Genomic DNA, 17,394 nt, shown 5'->3' on the forward strand with positions numbered 1-17,394 from the left:
AATGGTTCGCAACAGACGCCCGGTGGGGAGTGGAGTTTGGAACCAATGTCATCCGCGTCCGTGTACCAGTCGTCGGCGGCGAAGAACGTCTCAAGCGCTTTGGCGTTCTGGCTTTTCGAGGCGAAATTGCGGGCTGCATCCTGGAACGGGAAGTCGAGGACCGCCTGCATCCTGTTGCGGGTAGTGAACTGGGAGGTGAAGCTCTTGGACGTGTCGAAGACCTCGCCGAACATGAAAAACTCGTCCTTGCCGTGCTCCCTGGCGTAGGCGAGGACGTCGGGCCCGAACTGCTGCCAGAATTCGTCATTGACGTGCTTCATCGTGTCGATGCGGAACCCGTCCACGCCGAAGTCCCGGATCCACGTCTCGTAGATGTCCGTCATGCCGGCCACGACCGTCGGGTGTTCGGTGAACAGGTCGTCAAGGCCGAAGAAATCGCCATAGAAGGAGTTCTCGCCCGCGAAGGTGGTGTCGCCGCGGTTGTGGTAGAGCGTCGGGTCATTGAGCCAGGCCGGAACCTTGAGGTGCTGTTCCGCCGGATCAAGCACGGGGGTGTACGGGAAGGAGGTCCCGGCGTCGAGCTTCGGGAAGTCCGCCTGGCCGGCGAAATCCCGATCATCGAAAGCGTTGCCCGAGGCGGTGCGGTACGGCTCCCTGTCCTTGGAGACGTAGCCGGTGCGGGCGCCCTCCTTGTAGCCGATGACATCCGCGGTGTGGTTGGTGATGATGTCGAAGTACACCTTCATGCCGCGCGAGTGCGCCTCGTCGATCAGCGCTTTCAGTTCGGCGTTGGTGCCCAGGTGCGGATCGATCTGGGTGAAGTCCGTCACCCAGTAGCCGTGGTAGCCGGCGGAGTTGTCCTCGGGCTGGACCGCCTTGTTCTTGAAGCTCGGCGTCAGCCAAATCGCCGTGGTCCCTAGCCCCTGGATGTAATCGATCTTGTCCAGCAGGCCGTTCAGGTCTCCGCCGTTGTAGAAGCCCTTGCGGGTGGGGTCGAAGCCGGAGACCATCGGGTCCGATCCCAGGCCGCCCTGGTCGTTGGCGGTGTTGCCGTTGCTGAATCTGTCCGCCATGACGAAGTAGAAATTCTCGCCCGTGACGGGAGTGCGGAGCGAATGGGCACTTGTTCCGGGTTTAGTGCCCGACGGCGGGCCCGGGGTTTTGGTGGCGGCCGCGGCTTGGGCCGATGCCTTGGTTGGCAGGGCTGCTGTGGTTGGCAGGGCCGGCGCGGGGACGGCCGACGCAGCCACCAGGACGGCTGCCCCCGCTGCCGCCAGAGTTGTTCGGGCGGACTTGGTGCGAACGCCGGCGCGGCGCGAGGAATTCAGGCGCAGGAAATTCAAGCGAGGGACGGTGAGCATGTTGGACCTTCCGCGAAACAACGCTGCTTGTCCGGGTGGGAATGCCCGGAATCCGTTGGGTGCCGACGCGTCCAACGCAAGCCAGTTCACCTGCCACAGCTCCTGTGACGAGGCTGTATTGGAAATGACATATCTTGTATTGGTTTTGTCGATTGCGGTTTAGCTTGCCACAATCAGGGCCGTGGGGGAACCCGCAACGAGGCGGTCAATAGCGCCCTGCAGAAGGCCGGTCCGGGAGTCCAGGCGGAAGGTGGTGATGTCGTGGGAGCGCTCATGGGCTACGTGAAGCCATTCGCCGTGGACCAGGTGGTGGCGGGGCCAGTCGCCACCACTGGAGAAGTCGCAGACCGGGCTAAGCAGACTGCCCTCCGCCGACGGCGTCACTTCCAGCACGCTGATGCGGTTGGATCCCCGTATGCCGACGTAGGCGAAGCGCCCGTCCGCCGACAAGGCAATTTCGGCCGCAGAGTCCCCGTCCTTCGCGCCGTCGGAGGTGGCGGGACCTTGGCGGACCGGTTCGAACTTCCCTGATGACGAGGCTGCCCGGGCCGCGAAGACCTCGATGGAATACTCCGAGACCACGAACACCGTTCCATTGGAGTGCTGCACCAGGTGGCGGGGACCGCTGTCCTTCGGAAGCACCACCTCGTGGTCCAGCGCCAGGCCCGTTGCGGGGACGTGGTTCCACACGCGGAGGAGGTCGTGGCCGAGGTCGGTGGTCATGATGCGGCCGTCTGCGAGTACCAGGCTGGCGTGGGCACGGCTTGGGCGATCGTCCCGGTGCGGATCGCTGGATGGTGCCGCCGGAAGGCGGCGGGCGATGCCGCCGTCGTCCCCCAGTTCGTACAGCAACACTTGGCCGTCGCCCCAGCAGGCCACAATCAGGAACTTGCCTTGCGGATCGACGTTGACGTGGCAGGCGGCTTCGCCTGCCGGCCAGGGCTTGCCGACGGCTTCGAGGCCGAACTCTCCCCGCCGCCGGTACGCCTGAACGGTTTTGGCGTTCTCCCCGACGGCGTAAACCATCGGGAGTTGCCGGTGCACAGCGACGAACGACGGCGAGTCCGCCTTTGCCGCCGTACCCCGCCAGGTGAGCGTCCCGTCAGCGTTGGCCGATACGGCCCCGATCCCGGCACCGTGGCCGCCGCTGTCCGCAGTGTAGGAGCCGGTCCAGATGAGCGTGTGGGCTTCGCTGTGGGTCATGGTCCCATCCTGCCAATAATTGCTGGATTGGGTGTCGGATAACATGGATTTTTGCAGAGCCAGTTTCAGGACTGGGAACGTTTGAACTTACGGGAGGTGAGAACAATTCACGCAATTCCAGCTTGGGTTCTTCCTGCCCGCCGCCTCACGGACCGCCAAGGCTAGTCGGACGTATGCACGGAGGAGCGCCCATCATTCAACCGAAGGACGCCTCCATGCCTGTTCAATCATTGCTCTCCCGCTCCACCGTCATCGGCAGGCTGCGCGCCGCCGGCTGTGTCTTTGCCGAAGATGAAGCGGACCTCCTTCTTTCCGCTGGCCTCGCCCCCAGCGAGCTGGCCGACGCCTTGCAGCGGCGGGTCGAGGGGTTTCCGCTCGAGCACATTCTCGGCTGGGCAGAGTTTTGTGGCCTGCGGATCAGGGTCGGGCCCGGAGTATTTGTGCCGCGGCGCCGGACGGAACTGCTGGCCCGCGAGGCAGCTGCGCTCCTAGGTGACGCGGGGGCAGGGGCCGCGGAGAGATCACCATCGGCCACGCCAGTTGTTGTTGACCTGTGCTGCGGCTCCGGAGCTGTGGGCACCGCGTTGGCGGCGCTGGTCCCGGGGATTGAGGTGCACGCCTCCGACGTCGACCCTGCCGCAGTGCGCTGTGCCCGCCTCAACGTCCTGCCAGCGGGCGGTGTGGTCCATGAGGGTGACCTGTACGCCGCGCTGCCCGCCCGGCTGCTAGGCAACGTTGACATGCTGGCGGTCAATGCGCCGTATGTACCCACGGCTTCCATTAGCAGCATGCCTCATGAGGCACGAGTTCACGAGCCGCGGGTGTCGCTCGACGGAGGGCCCGACGGCCTCGACATCCAGCGCCGGGTGATTGCGGGAGCGGGTGCCTGGCTCAGGCAAGGCGGGCACCTACTCATTGAAACGAGCCGGCTGCAGGCTCCGGACACAGCCGCGGCCATGGTCGGTGGGGGCCTGAACCCTCGGATCGCAATGTCGGCTGAGTTGGACGCGACAGTGGTGATAGGGCAACTGCTGTAACCCCTAGAAGCTCTGGGGTTAACCTCTGTTGGTGGACACCTGAAGTAGCGGGATCCTTGGATTCTGCGGGAAGGTGTTCTTGTGAGCACGACACGACGTAAATTCACTCCGGAGTACCGGCGGGAGGCCGCGCGCCTGGTGATTGATACAGACAGGCCGGTCGCACCGGTGGCTAGGGAGCTGGGTCTGGGTGAGCAGTTGCTGGGACGGTGGGTGGCCCAGGAACGGGCGCGTCTGGCGGCCCCTGAAGAGTTCGCGGCGGCGGAGACAGAGAAGTCGGAGCTCGAGCGGTTGCGCCGGGAAAACGCGCAGCTGCGGATGGATAACGAGTTCCTGGGAAAAGCCGCAGCTCGTCGCCAACCCCCCCTACATGGGCTCCGGCAACATGGGACCCAAACTCGCCGAGTTTGCCAAACGTGAATACCCCGATTCGAAGTCCGACCTGTACGCCATGTTCATCGAGAGGAATCGTGAATTCCTAGCCATTCACGGGTTGTCCGCCCTCGTGACTATGCACTCATGGATGTTCCTTTCTGGATACCGGCGCCTGCGGGCAAATTTGCTCAAGGATTGCGCCATAAGTTCAATGGCTCATCTCGGTACCAACGGGTTCGGTTCAATTGGCGGTGACGTGGTTTCTACAGCCGCGTTCGTGGCTAATAACGCTGGCGCACCTGGCCTTGCAGGATCCTATGTTCGGTTGGTGGCCGAAGTCAACGAGTTGAAAAAGTCCCATGCATTGAGGAAAGCCGCACTAGACCCCTCCTCGGATAATGTATTTTGGATGTCAGGCCGCGACTTTCTAGCACTGCCCAACGCTCCCATAGCCTACTGGATAGGGCCCAGCCTCAGATCTGCATTCTTGGATAGGCCGGCGGTCGGAACCATCGCTGACTCACGATGTGGCATGAATACCGGAGATAACGGCCGTTTCATTCGCGAATGGTGGGAAGTCAATATTGCAGACTTTGGGCCCAACATGGGTTCGCTAGATGAAGCGCACGACTCCGGACGGAAGTGGTTTCCCTATAACAAGGGCGGAACTGCTCGTCGATGGTATGGCAATCAGCAGTCTGTTATATCTTTTGACCGGGAGAACTATCTCATATTGGCGCAACAGGGAAATAAACTCCCTTCGCGGGATTATTATTTCAGGTCGTGTGTGTCTTGGTCAAAGATCGGAGCCGGTCGCCCAGCGTTTAGATACTTCCCCCCGGGATTTATTTTTGATGGCGCGGGAATGTCGGCGTTCGTGGATGGAAGCGAGCTGCTCCTGCAACTGACTTCATATCTGAATTCGAACGCTGCCACCTTGGCTCTGGAGGCCATAGCACCGACGATGAATATTCAGGCCGGTGATATAGCGGATCTACCAGCGCCCTCGGACGAGGACGCCTCGAGCGCAGCGGAAGTTGCGTCTCGACTAATCGAGATACACAGGATCGACTGGAACTCTTCGGAAATTTCGTGGGAGTTCCGGGCAAGTCCGCTCATGTCAGAGGGCGCTTCCTGTCAGTCCCTCGCGACTTCCGTCGATGCATTGGCCAGCACGTGGAGCGAATTGTCCCTACAGTCTCTTAGACTGGAACTTGAAAATGACAGAAATCACAATGCTCGTTTCGGACTCACCGAGGGCTTACACAACGAACGATCCCTCAAGGACATCACTCTTTCCAATAATTCCGCTAACAGGTTTTCATTGGCCGACCCGGCAGATGCGGATCAGTTCCAGCGGACCGGCTACGTTCGCGATCTAATTTCGTACGCTGTAGGTTGCATGTTTGGCCGCTACAGTCTGGACAATCCGGGCCTGGTATTGGCAAACCAAAACGAGTCATTAGCGGACTACTTGGAGAAGGTCGTTTCGCCGTCATTCATGCCCGATGAGGACAACGTGCTTCCGGTCCTGTCTGACAGCTGGTTCGAGGATGACATTGTTGAGCGGTTCCGGGAATTCCTGAAGGTGTCCTTTGGTGCTGAGCATTTTGAGGAGAACCTTCGGTTCGTCGAGGATGCTTTGGGTAAGGACATTCGGCAGTATTTTGTTCAGGACTTCTACAAGGACCACGTCCAGCGGTACAAGAAGCGCCCGATCTACTGGTTGTTCTCCTCGCCGAAGGGCTCCTTTAATGCGCTCATCTATATGCACCGGTACCGGCCGGACACGGTGAGCCTGGTGTTGAACGACTACCTCCATGAGTTCCAGGCGAAGCTGAGGGCCCGTCGGACGAATGTGGAGCAGGTGGCAGTGTCGATGGTGTCGACGGTGAAGGAGCAGGCGGCTGCCCGGAAGGAATCCGAGCAGATCGGGAAGGTCCTGCTGGAGTTGGAGGAGTGGGAGCAGAACGTGCTATACCCGCTGGCGACCGAACAGATCGAGATTGACCTGGATGACGGGGTCAAGGCCAACTATCCCAAGTTCGGCGCCGCCCTTAACAACAAATACACGGGCTTCTAATGGTGGCTGCACTCACTGGCAACGGATTGCACATGGACGAGGGGAACACCATGAATGATCTTGATCAAAAGATCAATAGGGTTTTTGCTGGCTCAGTTGTGCGTAAGGACTTGGTGAAGACCGTCAAAGGCAACGCCATCGTCCCGTCTTACGTTTTGGAGTACCTGCTCGGCCAGTATTGTGCCACTGACGACGAGGCAACAATTCAGACCGGCATCGAATCAGTCCGCCGGATCCTTGCTGACCATTACGTGCACCGCAATGAGTCAGAGCTTGTTCGTTCCACCATCCGCGAACGGGGCCGCCACAAAGTCATCGACAAGATCAGTGTGACACTCAACGACAAGGACGACGTTTACGAAGCTTCGTTTGCCAACCTGGGCATATCGCGGGTGTTGGTTGACTCGTCCACTGTGAAACAACATCCAAAGTTACTGGTCAGCGGGGTCTGGTGCCTGGCTGACGTTGAGTACGACCATCCTTTGGATAGCAAGCAAATCCCCTGGATCCTTGGCTCTCTGAAACCAATCCAGCTGTCGAACTTTGACGTGGAAGAATATCTCGCGGCACGCGCCGAGTTCAGTACTGAGGAGTGGGTAGACCTCCTCGTCCAATCCATTGGGTTCAACCCGGAGTTGTTTAATCGTCGTGCCAAGCTCACTCAACTGGTGCGGCTCATCCCGTATTGTGAACGTAACTACAATCTCGTTGAACTGGGTCCTAAGGGAACGGGCAAGTCCCACATTTACTCGGAATTCTCACCTCACGGCATGCTCATCTCGGGCGGGGAGATCACCGTTCCCAAGCTGTTCGTGAACAATGCCAACGGCCGACTTGGGCTCGTCGGGTACTGGGACGCCGTTGCCTTCGACGAGTTTGCCGGCAAGACAAAGAAGACGGACAAAGCGCTCGTCGACATCATGAAGAACTACATGGCCAACAAGACGTTTTCTCGAGGAGTTGAAACTCTTGGTGCTGAAGCGTCAATGGTCTTTGTGGGGAACACACAGCACACCGTCCCGCACATGCTCAAGCACGCGGACCTCTTTGACGAGCTGCCGCCGTCGTATCATGACGCGGCCTTTCTGGACAGGCTGCACCACTATATCCCCGGATGGGAAGTCGACATCATCAGGGGTGAGATGTTCTCGTCGGGTTATGGTTTCGTCGTGGACTACATCGCCGAGATCCTGAAGTCCCAGCGGGTGTATGACTATTCAGATCGGTATAAAGAGCATTTCGTGCTGTCGTCCGACATCTCGACACGGGACCGCGACGGGATCCACAAGACGTTCTCCGGTCTAATGAAGATTCTTTACCCGCATGGTCAGGCGACTGCGGAGGAAATTGAGGAGATCCTGCAACTCGCCATAGAAGGCCGCAAGCGGGTGAAAGACCAGATTCTCCGCATCGATAAGACAATGTCGACTGTAAGGTTTGGATACGAGACACCCGAAGGGGAATGGCGAGAGGTTGCCACGGCAGAGGAGCTCCTCTATCCAACGATCTATTACCGGGGGGGTGAGGATCGAGTACCTGAAAAAGGTACCGCTTTGCCAGGCACTGAGACAGGTTCAAGCACTCGAGGGGAGAACGACCAAGCGGCGAGTGCTCAGCCGGCCGCTGCAGACGGACCGGCAACAACGGAGCTCGGAAAGATGCTCACCTTCCAAAACGGCCAGACGGGGGCGAGCTACGAGAGGATCTTCGGCCCATACCTCGACGGTGCCACCAGCGTGGTTATTGAAGACCCATACATCAGAGCGAGTCACCAAATGCGGAATCTGATCGATTTCGTAGCAACGTGGGCGAAAAGGATCCAGCCGGGCGACGAGGTTAGCCTCGCGGTGAAGACTGTTCAGGACAGCGATCCGGGCTTCGCGCAGAAGCAACTTGGAGACCTCCTTCAGATCAAGGGATCGGTAGAGGCTGCTGGCATCAAAATGGATGTCCAACTAGTCGAGGCAGCTGATCTGCATGACCGTTGGGTGAGGATAAATACAGGTTGGGACATTTCGCTAGGCCGTGGGCTCGACATCTTCGAGAAACCAGAGAAGTCCTTTGAGTTGGGACAGAGCGTCCAGGAATTCCGCAAAGTTAGATCATTCAACGTGATCTATCAGCGCACTTCCGTCCCCGAGTCCACCAGCTAGCCGAGGAAATTTATGCCCATCTCTTACCGTTCCATCCTCGGAGTCGAGCCCACCGAGTCACTCGTGGACGATGTGGAGCGCGTTGTTAACGAGTGGCTCCAGAGCAAAGGTCTGCCCGTAGTAACGGAAGCGGGAACGCTATTTAACAACGGCAGGGAGATTTCTCGCGCGGACTGGGTCAACGATCACGTCACCAGCCGGCGCTGGCAGCTCCGGGAACACTGGGACGAGCCCAAGTGGTTTACCGGCGTGCGCGCAGAGAACAGGGTTGCGGTGACTTCAATCACCGTAGTCCGTGGTGAGGAGCAGGCTCGACTGTGGGTTGACATCGACAGTCCAACTTTGCGCTATACAAACAGGCGCGGCGACGAGGTCCTTGAGACCCAGCAGTCTGGAACGCCCCGTGTCATCAAAGCTCTCATCGAGGCGGTGGAGACTAGTGATGGATCTGCATTACCTTTCTCCGATCCCCTGATGATCGCAAGCCGAACGCATCTGGAAGAATTACTCACCATCTTGCAGGATGAAAAGCGGATCGGTGCAGCGTTTGTGACCACCCCTCCGGAGGGCGTCACATCTGCCGAGTGGGCACAATCCACAAAAGAAATGATCCACGGCACTGAAGGCATGGCAACGAGCTACATCCTGGACCCAGGACTGCTCTCCTCGTTCAACGGCGTTGCGAAGACGCACTGGCTCCGTGCTGGATCCCTGCGGACGTTTTTGCCAGCTGTAAAGCTTGGCGATCTGTCGGATGCATATCGCCACAAGTACTTATCACAGCACCGCATCGTTACCGCTAACCCCCGCGGCCTGTCTCGAATGCTCCGCAACTCGGAGGTACGTCGCCTCTCACAGCTTCGGCTGCCGGCGACACTTCGGGAGGTTGACTACGGGCTGCTGCGCAGCCAGCGCTTCCAGCCGCTCGCCGACTTTCAGGAGCTGGAACGCGAAAACGAGAATGCTCAGGCCTCTGGAAATGTTGAAAATCTTATCGCGCTCAATGCGAAGCTGGCCGCGCAACTCCAAGGCCAACAACATGACGCATTGGTGGCTTTGGAGGAAGCCGTCCGGCTAATGGAAGAAGTCGACGATCTAAAGGAAACCATCCAGGTGATGGAGCTCGAGTCGGCTGAACTGGCTGCCCGAGCAGAAACCTCTCAAGACCTGGTTGATGCTCTACGCCGCCGACTGATAAACCTGCAGGCGGTAGGGGATGCCTACGCGCCTTTGGACGAGTCGGAAAGGACTGCCTACCCCGATTCGTTCTATGACCTCTTGGAAAGGATTGGGGAGTTCGACCGCATTCGTTTTGTGGGTCGAAAAGACCCGGCCGTGGCGTTGGACGAGCACCCCAACATAGCCATTGCTGTCCACAAAGCCTGGGATGCCCTCGCTGCTTTCCATGATTACGCGAACCTGACGGTTACTGGGACGTGGACTGGAGGCGGCCTTTATCAGTACATCAATGACGGCGGTCACCGCGGCCGTGCTCGAGTCTTAGGTTACAGGCCCACGGAAAGTGAAACCGTGCAGAGCAATCCCAGGATGATGGCCGAGAGGACCGTGAGTGTGCCTTCGGCTGCTTCACCAAGCGGGACGATTGTTATGACGACGCATATTGCCTTACTAAACGGCCGTGCCGGCGCGCCGCGTATGTACCTCCATGACAGCGCCCAATCGGATGGCTATGTTTACATCGGATATATAGGTGAACACTTGACGACGGCTAGATACTGAGCCTGGAGTCCGATGAGGGGCACCTGACGGCGTTCGATCTGAGAGAGGTGCCATTGGAAATTCAGCCGGAGAAACAAAACCTCGACCAAACCTTCTCCAACACGGTGTACCACATCGATTTTTACCAGCGCAGCTACAAATGGGGTGAGGAGCCGGTTCAGCGACTTTTCGACGACATCTTGTACGAGTTCGAAGAGTCGTGGAAGAAGAACCCAGATCTTGACGCCAATCGGGCGAACATCGACTCACACTACCCTTGGTACTACTTGAACACGTATGTGACCAACACTGTCGGGGGCCGTGTCTATGTAGTCGACGGACAACAACGGCTTACAACGCTGACGCTGACCCTCATCAAACTCGCGCATATGGCTCAGGAGTATGAGTCACAGACTCGCCCGTGGCTCGAAAACCGAATTGCTGGGCACTCAGGTATGGAACGGTCTTTCTGGATGAATCACGAAGGACATGTTCAGGTCATGAGGGCGCTTCTCGAAGGGGAAGAACTGTCGTCGATTGACGTGAGCTCGGGAGTGACTGCGGAGAACCTGGTCAACAACTACCAGGTAATTTCCCAAATCTTGGATGCGAAAATTCAGGGCAAGCGCAAGTTTGAGGTCTTCGTCCATTACTTCTTGTTCCGCCTTGTGCTGATCAATCTTTCCGTCGACACGACGCATGTGCCTATGGTCTTCGAAGTCATTAACGATCGCGGCGTACGGCTCAAACCTCACGAAATTCTAAAGGGAAAGTTGCTAGGGCAGATAGACAAAGGCGAGCTAGCCGCGGGGCATTTCAATGAACTTTGGGATGGACAGGTAGAGAGCCTCAACCGCTTTGGCGCCGACACCATCGATGGCTTCTTCCGGTCATGGCTCAAAGCCAAGTTCGCTGACACCCGAGGGCTGGGAGTCCGTTTTGACGGCGACTACCACCGGGAAATGTTCAAGAAGGACATGAACGATACGCTCCATCTGGATCACAATGCCTCGGCAGTCAAGGCATTCCTAAAAAGTGATTTCCAGTACTTTTCAAGCTTGTATCACCGTATTCGTGCTTTGGCGGAGACTGAGACGGGCGACTTCCCGGCGGTGTTCTTCAACGGCCGCCTTAACGATCTCGACTCACAGATGCAGTTAATCATGTCAGCTTGCACAGTTGATGATCCCGAGGAAGACGAAAAGATTTCCCTGGTGTCAGAGGGATTAGATCGAGCTTTCTCCTTGTTGAGGCTGCAGGGCCAATACGATTCAAACGAATTTGTCGGCCGTATCTACGAGATCAGTGCAGCCATCAGAAACCAGCCTGCGGATAAGATTCGGCACTTGATGGATCAGCAACTGTTGGCCGAGCTCGAAGAGCGTAGGAAGACCGGCACGACTGAGCTTTTCAGCTATCAGCTCTTCCGTTCGATAAGCGTAGACAGGTTGACAAGCCGGTTTGCTCGCTACTTCTTCGGCCGTGTGGAGCGGTACCTGGCTAAGGGCATGGGTCGGGGTATGAAGCATCCTATATACGACCTCGTTTCGAGGACAGGTGCCAAGAGCGGTTTTCACATCGAGCATGTGCTTTCACGCAACGATGCGAACGTCGCACTGTTCGGTGGAAACGAGGAGTTCTTCGAGGTGGAGCGAAACCGTCTGGGAGCCGTGCTCTTGCTTAGAGGGCGGGACAACATCTCAAGCAGTAACGAGCCTTACGATGACAAGCTCAGGTCATACGCTAACACTCTGTATTGGAATGAAACGCTCAGAGATGACACCTATAAAGCTAAACTCGACTTTCAGGAATTCATCCGCCGTGAAGGGCTAAATTTTCGTCCCCTTCCCGGCTTCGGGCCTGATGAAGTTGAAGAGCGTCACAGGTTGCTTTTTGAGCTGTCCAGGCGAATCTGGGACGTTGAGTAGGTGCTTGCTGACGTGTGAAGCAGGGATCGCTACACAATTACTTGCTCCATCCACATGTTTGGAATAGACCATTGTAGGGCGTAAGTCTGCAGGCCTTCTTGTTCGGGCCGGCAAGAGCTGATCAGTGATGTCCGTGGCAATATATACGGGCACAAACAGAAGGATCTTCATTGAAGCGATACCAGATAACAAGGCTCGGAGCGTGGTCATCGACGGGAAACGATGAAATGGTAGAGACTGATCTCTCTTGGCAGCAGGCATTGGAGTTTATGTCGGGTGGTGCCATGAACATCGATTACGCGCTAGCAAGTCTGGATCACTCGCACACGTACACATTTCATGAAGAAAACGGCAGTCTGTGTTTGCTTAGGGAATACACGGTGATGGAGCACGATGACGGGCGATGAACGGTGATGTGCTCAGGCACCAGCAGGCGTGTATGGAATTGCCGGTCACACGACGACATCGATCTCCTCAAGATCAACCATTCTCGGGGCAGATCCCTACGAGGGAGGTCCGCGTCTGATGTCAATGGATGATCTGGTCTATCAGGGGCTGCAATCTGGGCTTACTTGGCTGAAAGAGAGCGAAGCCGAGCGGATCCTCGTTCGAGGTGAACTAACGGGGTTGGAGCTCGAAGAGTTGGAGGCGCTCGACGCCGACGTCCGTCAGCTTCCGCCGGGATATTCCGGCGGCAATCTCTTTAACGGTGTGTACGGGGTCTACCGCAAGGGTCGATGGGAGGCCCTCGTCATCCGTGGAGAGGGCCAAGAAAGGCCAAATGCAACTGCCCGCCATCGATTCACTGCGGACGGAGGGATGCGTCACCTCGCGGAGGCGCGAGAGGACCTGGTTGAGCAGTGGGAGGACGGTCTGCCCTTCATCGGCACAAGTTCGTTTGGCCCCGAGGATGTCGTGAAGGTGCTCGGGTGCGATCGCATTGGTCGGGTGCGGCGCGTTACTCGCACGCGCGCTGGCTACGTGATTGAAGTGAGTGTCGACGGGGAGCTTCAGCACGTCGCCCCAGAGTCCCTTCAGAGGATTGACGGAGACCCACGCGATCCAGCCTTCTGGGTAACCTCGGCACCCGCTTCGGCACGGGAGATAGCAATGACTCTGACGTGGACGAAGTTGCGCGAGCCGCTCTCGAACACCCTGTACTCCTACCGAGCGACAAAAACGGTCTTTCGTGCCTACCAGTTCATCCCCGCGCTCAAGATCCTCAACTCTCCGACCGGGCGGCTACTTCTGGCAGACGAGGTGGGTCTCGGAAAGACGATCGAGGCGGGACTGGTGTGGAGCGAGCTGGAGCAGAGGTCACCTCTTCGTCGCACGCTTGTGGTCACGCCTTCCTCCTTGACTCACAAATGGCGCATGGAGATGAGCCGGCGTTTCGACCGTGACCTCGAGGTTATCAAGCCGGGCAAGCTGGCTGACCTCGCCGAGGATCTCCTCGCCGGACGAGACCCGGAAATCCACGCGATCATCTCGGTGGAGTCCCTCCGCAGTGCGAGCGACGTGCTCGAGCAGCTGACCCGAATCCGACCGAGATTTGATTTGGTCATCGTCGACGAGGCCCACGTGTTGCGCAATGCCGGTACGAGGTCGAACCTGCTAGGCGGGTTGCTATCCGATTGGGCCGATCACTTGTTGTTCCTGTCGGCCACCCCCATCAACCTGCGCTCTGACGACCTGTACAACCTGCTGACTTTGCTCGACGACGGCATGTACCAGGACTCCCAAATCTTCCATATGCAGCTCGAACCGAATCAGCACCTCAACGCGATCGAACGCGGCATCTCTCACGGCTCATCCGGCGCAGCAGTGCGTCACCATTTGCTGTCGATTAAGACACTGCCCTTCGGCCGCGCCGTCTCGAATCGCCCCGACTACGCGCGCCTAGAGGAGGTTCTTGACACCGCTGCACCCTTGGAAGCGGGCCAACGGGCCGAAGTCAAGCGTCTCGTTTCCGAGCTGAACACCTTGAGTGGCGTGCTCTCAAGGACCCGGAAGGTGGATGTACCCGACGCCAAGGCAGTGCGTGAACCCCATCAGGTAGCCGTGAACTGGTCGCCGGATGAGAAGGGCTTCTACGACCGCGTCGTCGACCACTTCATGTCCCGGGCTCGCGCGCACGGAACGCCACCCGGCTTCGCCATGCAGATGCCGCTGCGACAGGTCGCGAGCTGCCTCCCCGCGATGCAGGCGCGACTCTCTGCCAACGCAGACCAGTTCGCGCGCTCAGTGGAGGATTACGACGAGGAGTACGGCGAAGAGGACTTGGCGGAAATGCGCGAGGACCGGGCATCCTTCGAGTGGCATGGTGAGGACTCGAAGTTTGAAGCCCTGCTGGAGCGGCTCACGCACTTGCGCGAACAAGGCTTGCGTCAGGCACTGATCTTCTCCACCTTTCGCGGGACAATCGCGTACTTGGCAGAACGCCTTAGTTCAGACTTCCGGGTCGAGCAGCTCCATGGCGGTATCCATATGGTGGATCGCCAGCCCATCGTCGATGCCTTTCGCGATGGGAAATTCGACCTCCTCATTGCGAGCGAGGTGGCATCGGAGGGGCTGGACTTCGAGTTCTGCAACGTACTGGTGAACTACGACCTGCCCTGGAACCCCATGCGAGTCGAGCAGCGAATCGGTCGTTTGGATCGATTCGGCCAAAAGCACGAGAAGGTGCTTATCCTCAACATGCATGTGCCGGGGACGATCGAGTCCGACATCTTGGAACGCCTATACACCCGAATCGGCGTATTTCGAAACTCAATCGGAGACCTCGAGCCCATCCTCAGGGACGATTTCCGTGACCTAGCTAACCAAATCCTTGATCCGCGACTGGACGACTCCCAGCGAAGGCAACGAGCGGAAGAAATCGCAACGGCCATCGAGACGAGGGCGGCGAACCTTCGGCGGCTGAATGAGGAGCGCGCTACTCTGTCCACGATTGATGAGATGCAGGTTGAAGGCCTCTCAGAATCAGGGCCAGTGGACGGGCGGTATGTCGGAACGACAGAAGTGCGCACCCTCATTGAGCACATACTGCGAGCCACTGGAGGCAAGCTCGCGAAGTCGGAGCATCCCGGCGTCTTGCTATTACGGGGAAGCAAAGAGCTCTCCGACCTCATCTATCGCTTTCGAGGCACTCAGGGAGCGAGCCGTCGGTCAGCGGTACTGTTCCAAGGTCGTATCAGCAATGGAGAATCAATCGAAGTCACCTTCGACGCCGACTTGGCAAGCGCGCGGGACGTGGAGCTCCTATCTCTCCGACACCCCATCGTTGACGTGGCACTGCACCAACTGGAACACGACAGGCTCGCGCTGCATCGTTATGGCATAGGCAGGCTCGCAACGCTGCCGTCCGGTGCTCGCTATGCCGTCACTGTGGACTTGGTAGCGTCGACCGGAGTAAAGCCGACCAAGGAATTGTGGTCAACGGCGATCGATATCCAGACCGGGGCCGTTGCGCCAGACGTCGGGGTTCAGTTGCTGGAAGCCATTGCGAACGGATCACTGGAGGAAGCCGCTGGAGCCGCTCCAACACCAATGGAGCCCTTCCTGGCATCGCTGAAGGAGGTCAGCTGGGCCCGGCACCGCGAGGAAGAGTCACGCAGACGTTTGGACAATGCGGCGTTGGTACAGGCCCGCCTCGATGCACGCAAGGCGAGTCTTCAGGTCAAGATCCATAAGGCGAAAGCCACGTTGGACGTCGTTATGGCGCGGGAACGCGACCCGCGAGTCATCCGGATGGCAGAAGGTCGCATCCGGAACCTCGGTCAAGACCTCGAGCAGCTTGAGGCCGAGCTGGAAAAGCATCGGGCCTTCTCGATGAGCCGCAGGACGGTCGCAGTGATTGAGCTCGTCGGTCCGGCTACTTGACGTCCCAGTCGCGTCGTTCCATTGGCTTCCAGTCCGGTTCCTTAACAGGAAGGGCAAGGCGGGCGAAACCCCCTGTGAGCACAGGCCAGCGCGAGACGCGGAATGACTGACTCATTCCGCGGCCATCGGTGATATTGACGCGCCCCTCCGTGGACATGACAAAGCGCACACCATCATAGCCAAAGGCCACCTTTAGTCCGGGCACATCGGTCTCCTTATGCCGCAGATCGACCGGCGTTCCGTCCATCGCATAGACAGCGAGGCGGCCGTACCCGGATGATGGCAATGATCGAGCTGAATCGCGATTGACCGCGGTGGCACCGTTTGGCCACTCGTACCTGAGCCGGTCCCGGCTCTGTGCCTCCCACGACTCGTAAAGCTTCGTGTGTGCCCGGTAGAGCGGAACACGGGTCACGTTCCCGCCTCGCGCCGAGAACTCGAGCACGAAGTCGAAGGCGGGACGATGCAGATTCACCTGTTCATAGGAGGTATTCTCGGCAAGGCCCGCCACGATCGCCTCCCGCGCACCGTTCGTGCCAGGGAAGGTGTGAACCCTGGCGTTGGGTAGCTTTCGGCTAAGGAACTTCTCCACCGCGGAGGCGCGACTCATGCCCCCGGCAAGGAGAACGTGATCAACCTTTGAGGTGAGGCCCTCCTCCGAAATCTGGCGCAGGGCAGCTGTGACCACACCTTCTGCGCGGGTCAAGTACGACCCGCGCAGAGTCGAGAGGATGAGGGACCAGGCGCGTTCCAGTTGCGGACGCATGGCATCCTCCAGCTGCTCGCGGGTGTAGCGCAGGCTGGGCAGGTTGCCGGCCTGATAGCCGACATGCACCTGCGTCTCCTGGTATATCGAGAGGTCAACCTTTGCCTCAGCCGCTGCGCGCATCAGATAAGCCCTCGCAAGATCAGCGTCGGGCAACGCCTCGAGCTCGAGTCCTTGGTCGCGGAGAGCGACCTCCAGGTCGGCGACGATCGTTCCGTCGAGCACGTCGCCGGCCTCGTTGAGGCCGTCTGAGGCGAGGACGTAGATTTCAGGGTCTCTGAGCGGGCCGGTCGTGACGTCAAGGACGGCGACGTCGAGCGTGCCTCCGCCCATATCGAACACGAGCACGCGCTCTCCGTCGAAGTACTCCCTCTGTTGCGTTCGCCAGCCGATCCAGTTCAGTCCAGCGGCGATCGGCTCATCAATCAGAGTCGAGGGGCCGACGTTGAACCCCGCCGTCTCGGCGAGGCCGAGCAACCGTTCCCGCTGATCCCCATCCCACATTGCAGGGCAGCCGAGCCGCGTGACTCCTTTATCGGAGATGGGGAGCCGATCAGCGCGGGCACGGTTCGCGATCTCGCGAAGGACCGCGCCGATCACCTCGTCGGCGTCGCGTTCAATGGAGCCATCCCCGCTTCGCGCGACTACCGCGCGTCCTGTGATGCAGCGTTTGACTGAAGTGATCAGAGCGGCGGGATTGTGAGTCAGTGCGTCCTCGCCGACCACCAAGGCGTCACCGCTGACCGCAGCAGCGGAGGGCATCCACGATTCGGCATGACCGATTGGGACTACCGTCGGCCTGCCCGCCGGCAGGCTCTCGGCGATCAGTGTCGTGCTCGTGCCAAAGTCGACACCCAGAAACTGTTCTCGAGCCACTCCCACTCCTA

General features: G+C 58.8%; 8 protein-coding genes and 2 pseudogenes. 7 read left to right on the forward strand and 3 right to left on the reverse strand.

What is annotated here, in order from left to right; genetic code table 11:
- Nucleotides 1-50 precede the first annotated feature (50 nt).
- Both G9E11_RS12215 and G9E11_RS12220 read right to left on the reverse strand, forming a co-directional pair.
- Nucleotides 51-1,361, reverse strand: a pseudogene (locus G9E11_RS12215) (alpha-amylase family glycosyl hydrolase); the annotation flags it as partial.
- Between the two features lie 159 nt (nucleotides 1,362-1,520).
- Complete coding sequence (locus G9E11_RS12220) at nucleotides 1,521-2,564, reverse strand: lactonase family protein (protein WP_190606109.1); 1,044 nt, start codon at nucleotides 2,562-2,564, stop codon at nucleotides 1,521-1,523.
- Nucleotides 2,565-2,779: 215 nt separating this feature from the next.
- Between G9E11_RS12220 and G9E11_RS12225 the strand changes: the two genes are divergently transcribed.
- The 7 genes and pseudogenes from G9E11_RS12225 to G9E11_RS12255 all read left to right on the forward strand — a co-directional run bounded on the left by G9E11_RS12225 (nucleotide 2,780) and on the right by G9E11_RS12255 (nucleotide 15,741).
- Nucleotides 2,780-3,601, forward strand: coding sequence for a putative protein N(5)-glutamine methyltransferase (locus tag G9E11_RS12225; protein WP_190606112.1), 822 nt, complete (start codon nucleotides 2,780-2,782; stop codon nucleotides 3,599-3,601).
- 60 nt (nucleotides 3,602-3,661) lie between these two features.
- Nucleotides 3,662-3,949: pseudogene (locus G9E11_RS12230) on the forward strand (transposase); the annotation flags it as partial.
- Nucleotides 3,924-6,059 (forward strand): BREX-1 system adenine-specific DNA-methyltransferase PglX, encoded by a 2,136-nt coding sequence (gene pglX / locus G9E11_RS12235; protein WP_311764376.1) that lies wholly within the window; start codon nucleotides 3,924-3,926, stop codon nucleotides 6,057-6,059. The pseudogene G9E11_RS12230 and the gene pglX, both read left to right, overlap by 26 nt.
- A 32-nt stretch (nucleotides 6,060-6,091) precedes the next feature.
- On the forward strand, nucleotides 6,092-8,212 hold the full coding sequence (gene brxL / locus G9E11_RS12240) for a BREX system Lon protease-like protein BrxL (RefSeq protein WP_246468920.1): 2,121 nt from the start codon (nucleotides 6,092-6,094) through the stop codon (nucleotides 8,210-8,212).
- Nucleotides 8,213-8,224: 12 nt separating this feature from the next.
- The gene (locus G9E11_RS12245; protein WP_190606118.1) at nucleotides 8,225-9,952 is read left to right on the forward strand and encodes a TroA family protein; all 1,728 of its coding nucleotides are present in this window, start codon (nucleotides 8,225-8,227) and stop codon (nucleotides 9,950-9,952) included.
- A gap of 53 nt (nucleotides 9,953-10,005) precedes the next feature.
- On the forward strand, nucleotides 10,006-11,859 hold the full coding sequence (locus tag G9E11_RS12250) for a DUF262 domain-containing protein (RefSeq protein ID WP_190606121.1): 1,854 nt from the start codon (nucleotides 10,006-10,008) through the stop codon (nucleotides 11,857-11,859).
- Nucleotides 11,860-12,390: 531 nt separating this feature from the next.
- Nucleotides 12,391-15,741, forward strand: a complete 3,351-nt coding sequence (locus tag G9E11_RS12255) for a DEAD/DEAH box helicase (protein WP_190606122.1) — start codon at nucleotides 12,391-12,393, stop codon at nucleotides 15,739-15,741.
- Here the strand turns inward: G9E11_RS12255 and G9E11_RS12260 are convergent.
- Complete coding sequence (locus G9E11_RS12260) at nucleotides 15,734-17,383, reverse strand: Hsp70 family protein (RefSeq protein WP_190606124.1); 1,650 nt, start codon at nucleotides 17,381-17,383, stop codon at nucleotides 15,734-15,736. The two genes, G9E11_RS12255 and G9E11_RS12260, sit on opposite strands and share 8 nt — an antisense overlap.
- Nucleotides 17,384-17,394: the final 11 nt, after the last annotated feature.

Source organism: Arthrobacter ipis (assembly GCF_014694315.1).
GTDB classification, from domain to species: Bacteria; Actinomycetota; Actinomycetes; order Actinomycetales; family Micrococcaceae; genus Arthrobacter; species Arthrobacter ipis.

What these genes read in the sequence shown, in the direction of transcription:
- G9E11_RS12220 (WP_190606109.1), bottom strand. Translation starts at nt 2,564, where the DNA reads ATGACCCACAGCGAAGCCCACACGCTCATCTGGACCGGCTCCTACACT.
- G9E11_RS12225 (WP_190606112.1), top strand. Translation starts at nt 2,780, where the DNA reads ATGCCTGTTCAATCATTGCTCTCCCGCTCCACCGTCATCGGCAGGCTG.
- brxL (WP_246468920.1), top strand. Translation starts at nt 6,092, where the DNA reads ATGGACGAGGGGAACACCATGAATGATCTTGATCAAAAGATCAATAGG.
- G9E11_RS12245 (WP_190606118.1), top strand. Translation starts at nt 8,225, where the DNA reads ATGCCCATCTCTTACCGTTCCATCCTCGGAGTCGAGCCCACCGAGTCA.
- G9E11_RS12255 (WP_190606122.1), top strand. Translation starts at nt 12,391, where the DNA reads ATGGATGATCTGGTCTATCAGGGGCTGCAATCTGGGCTTACTTGGCTG.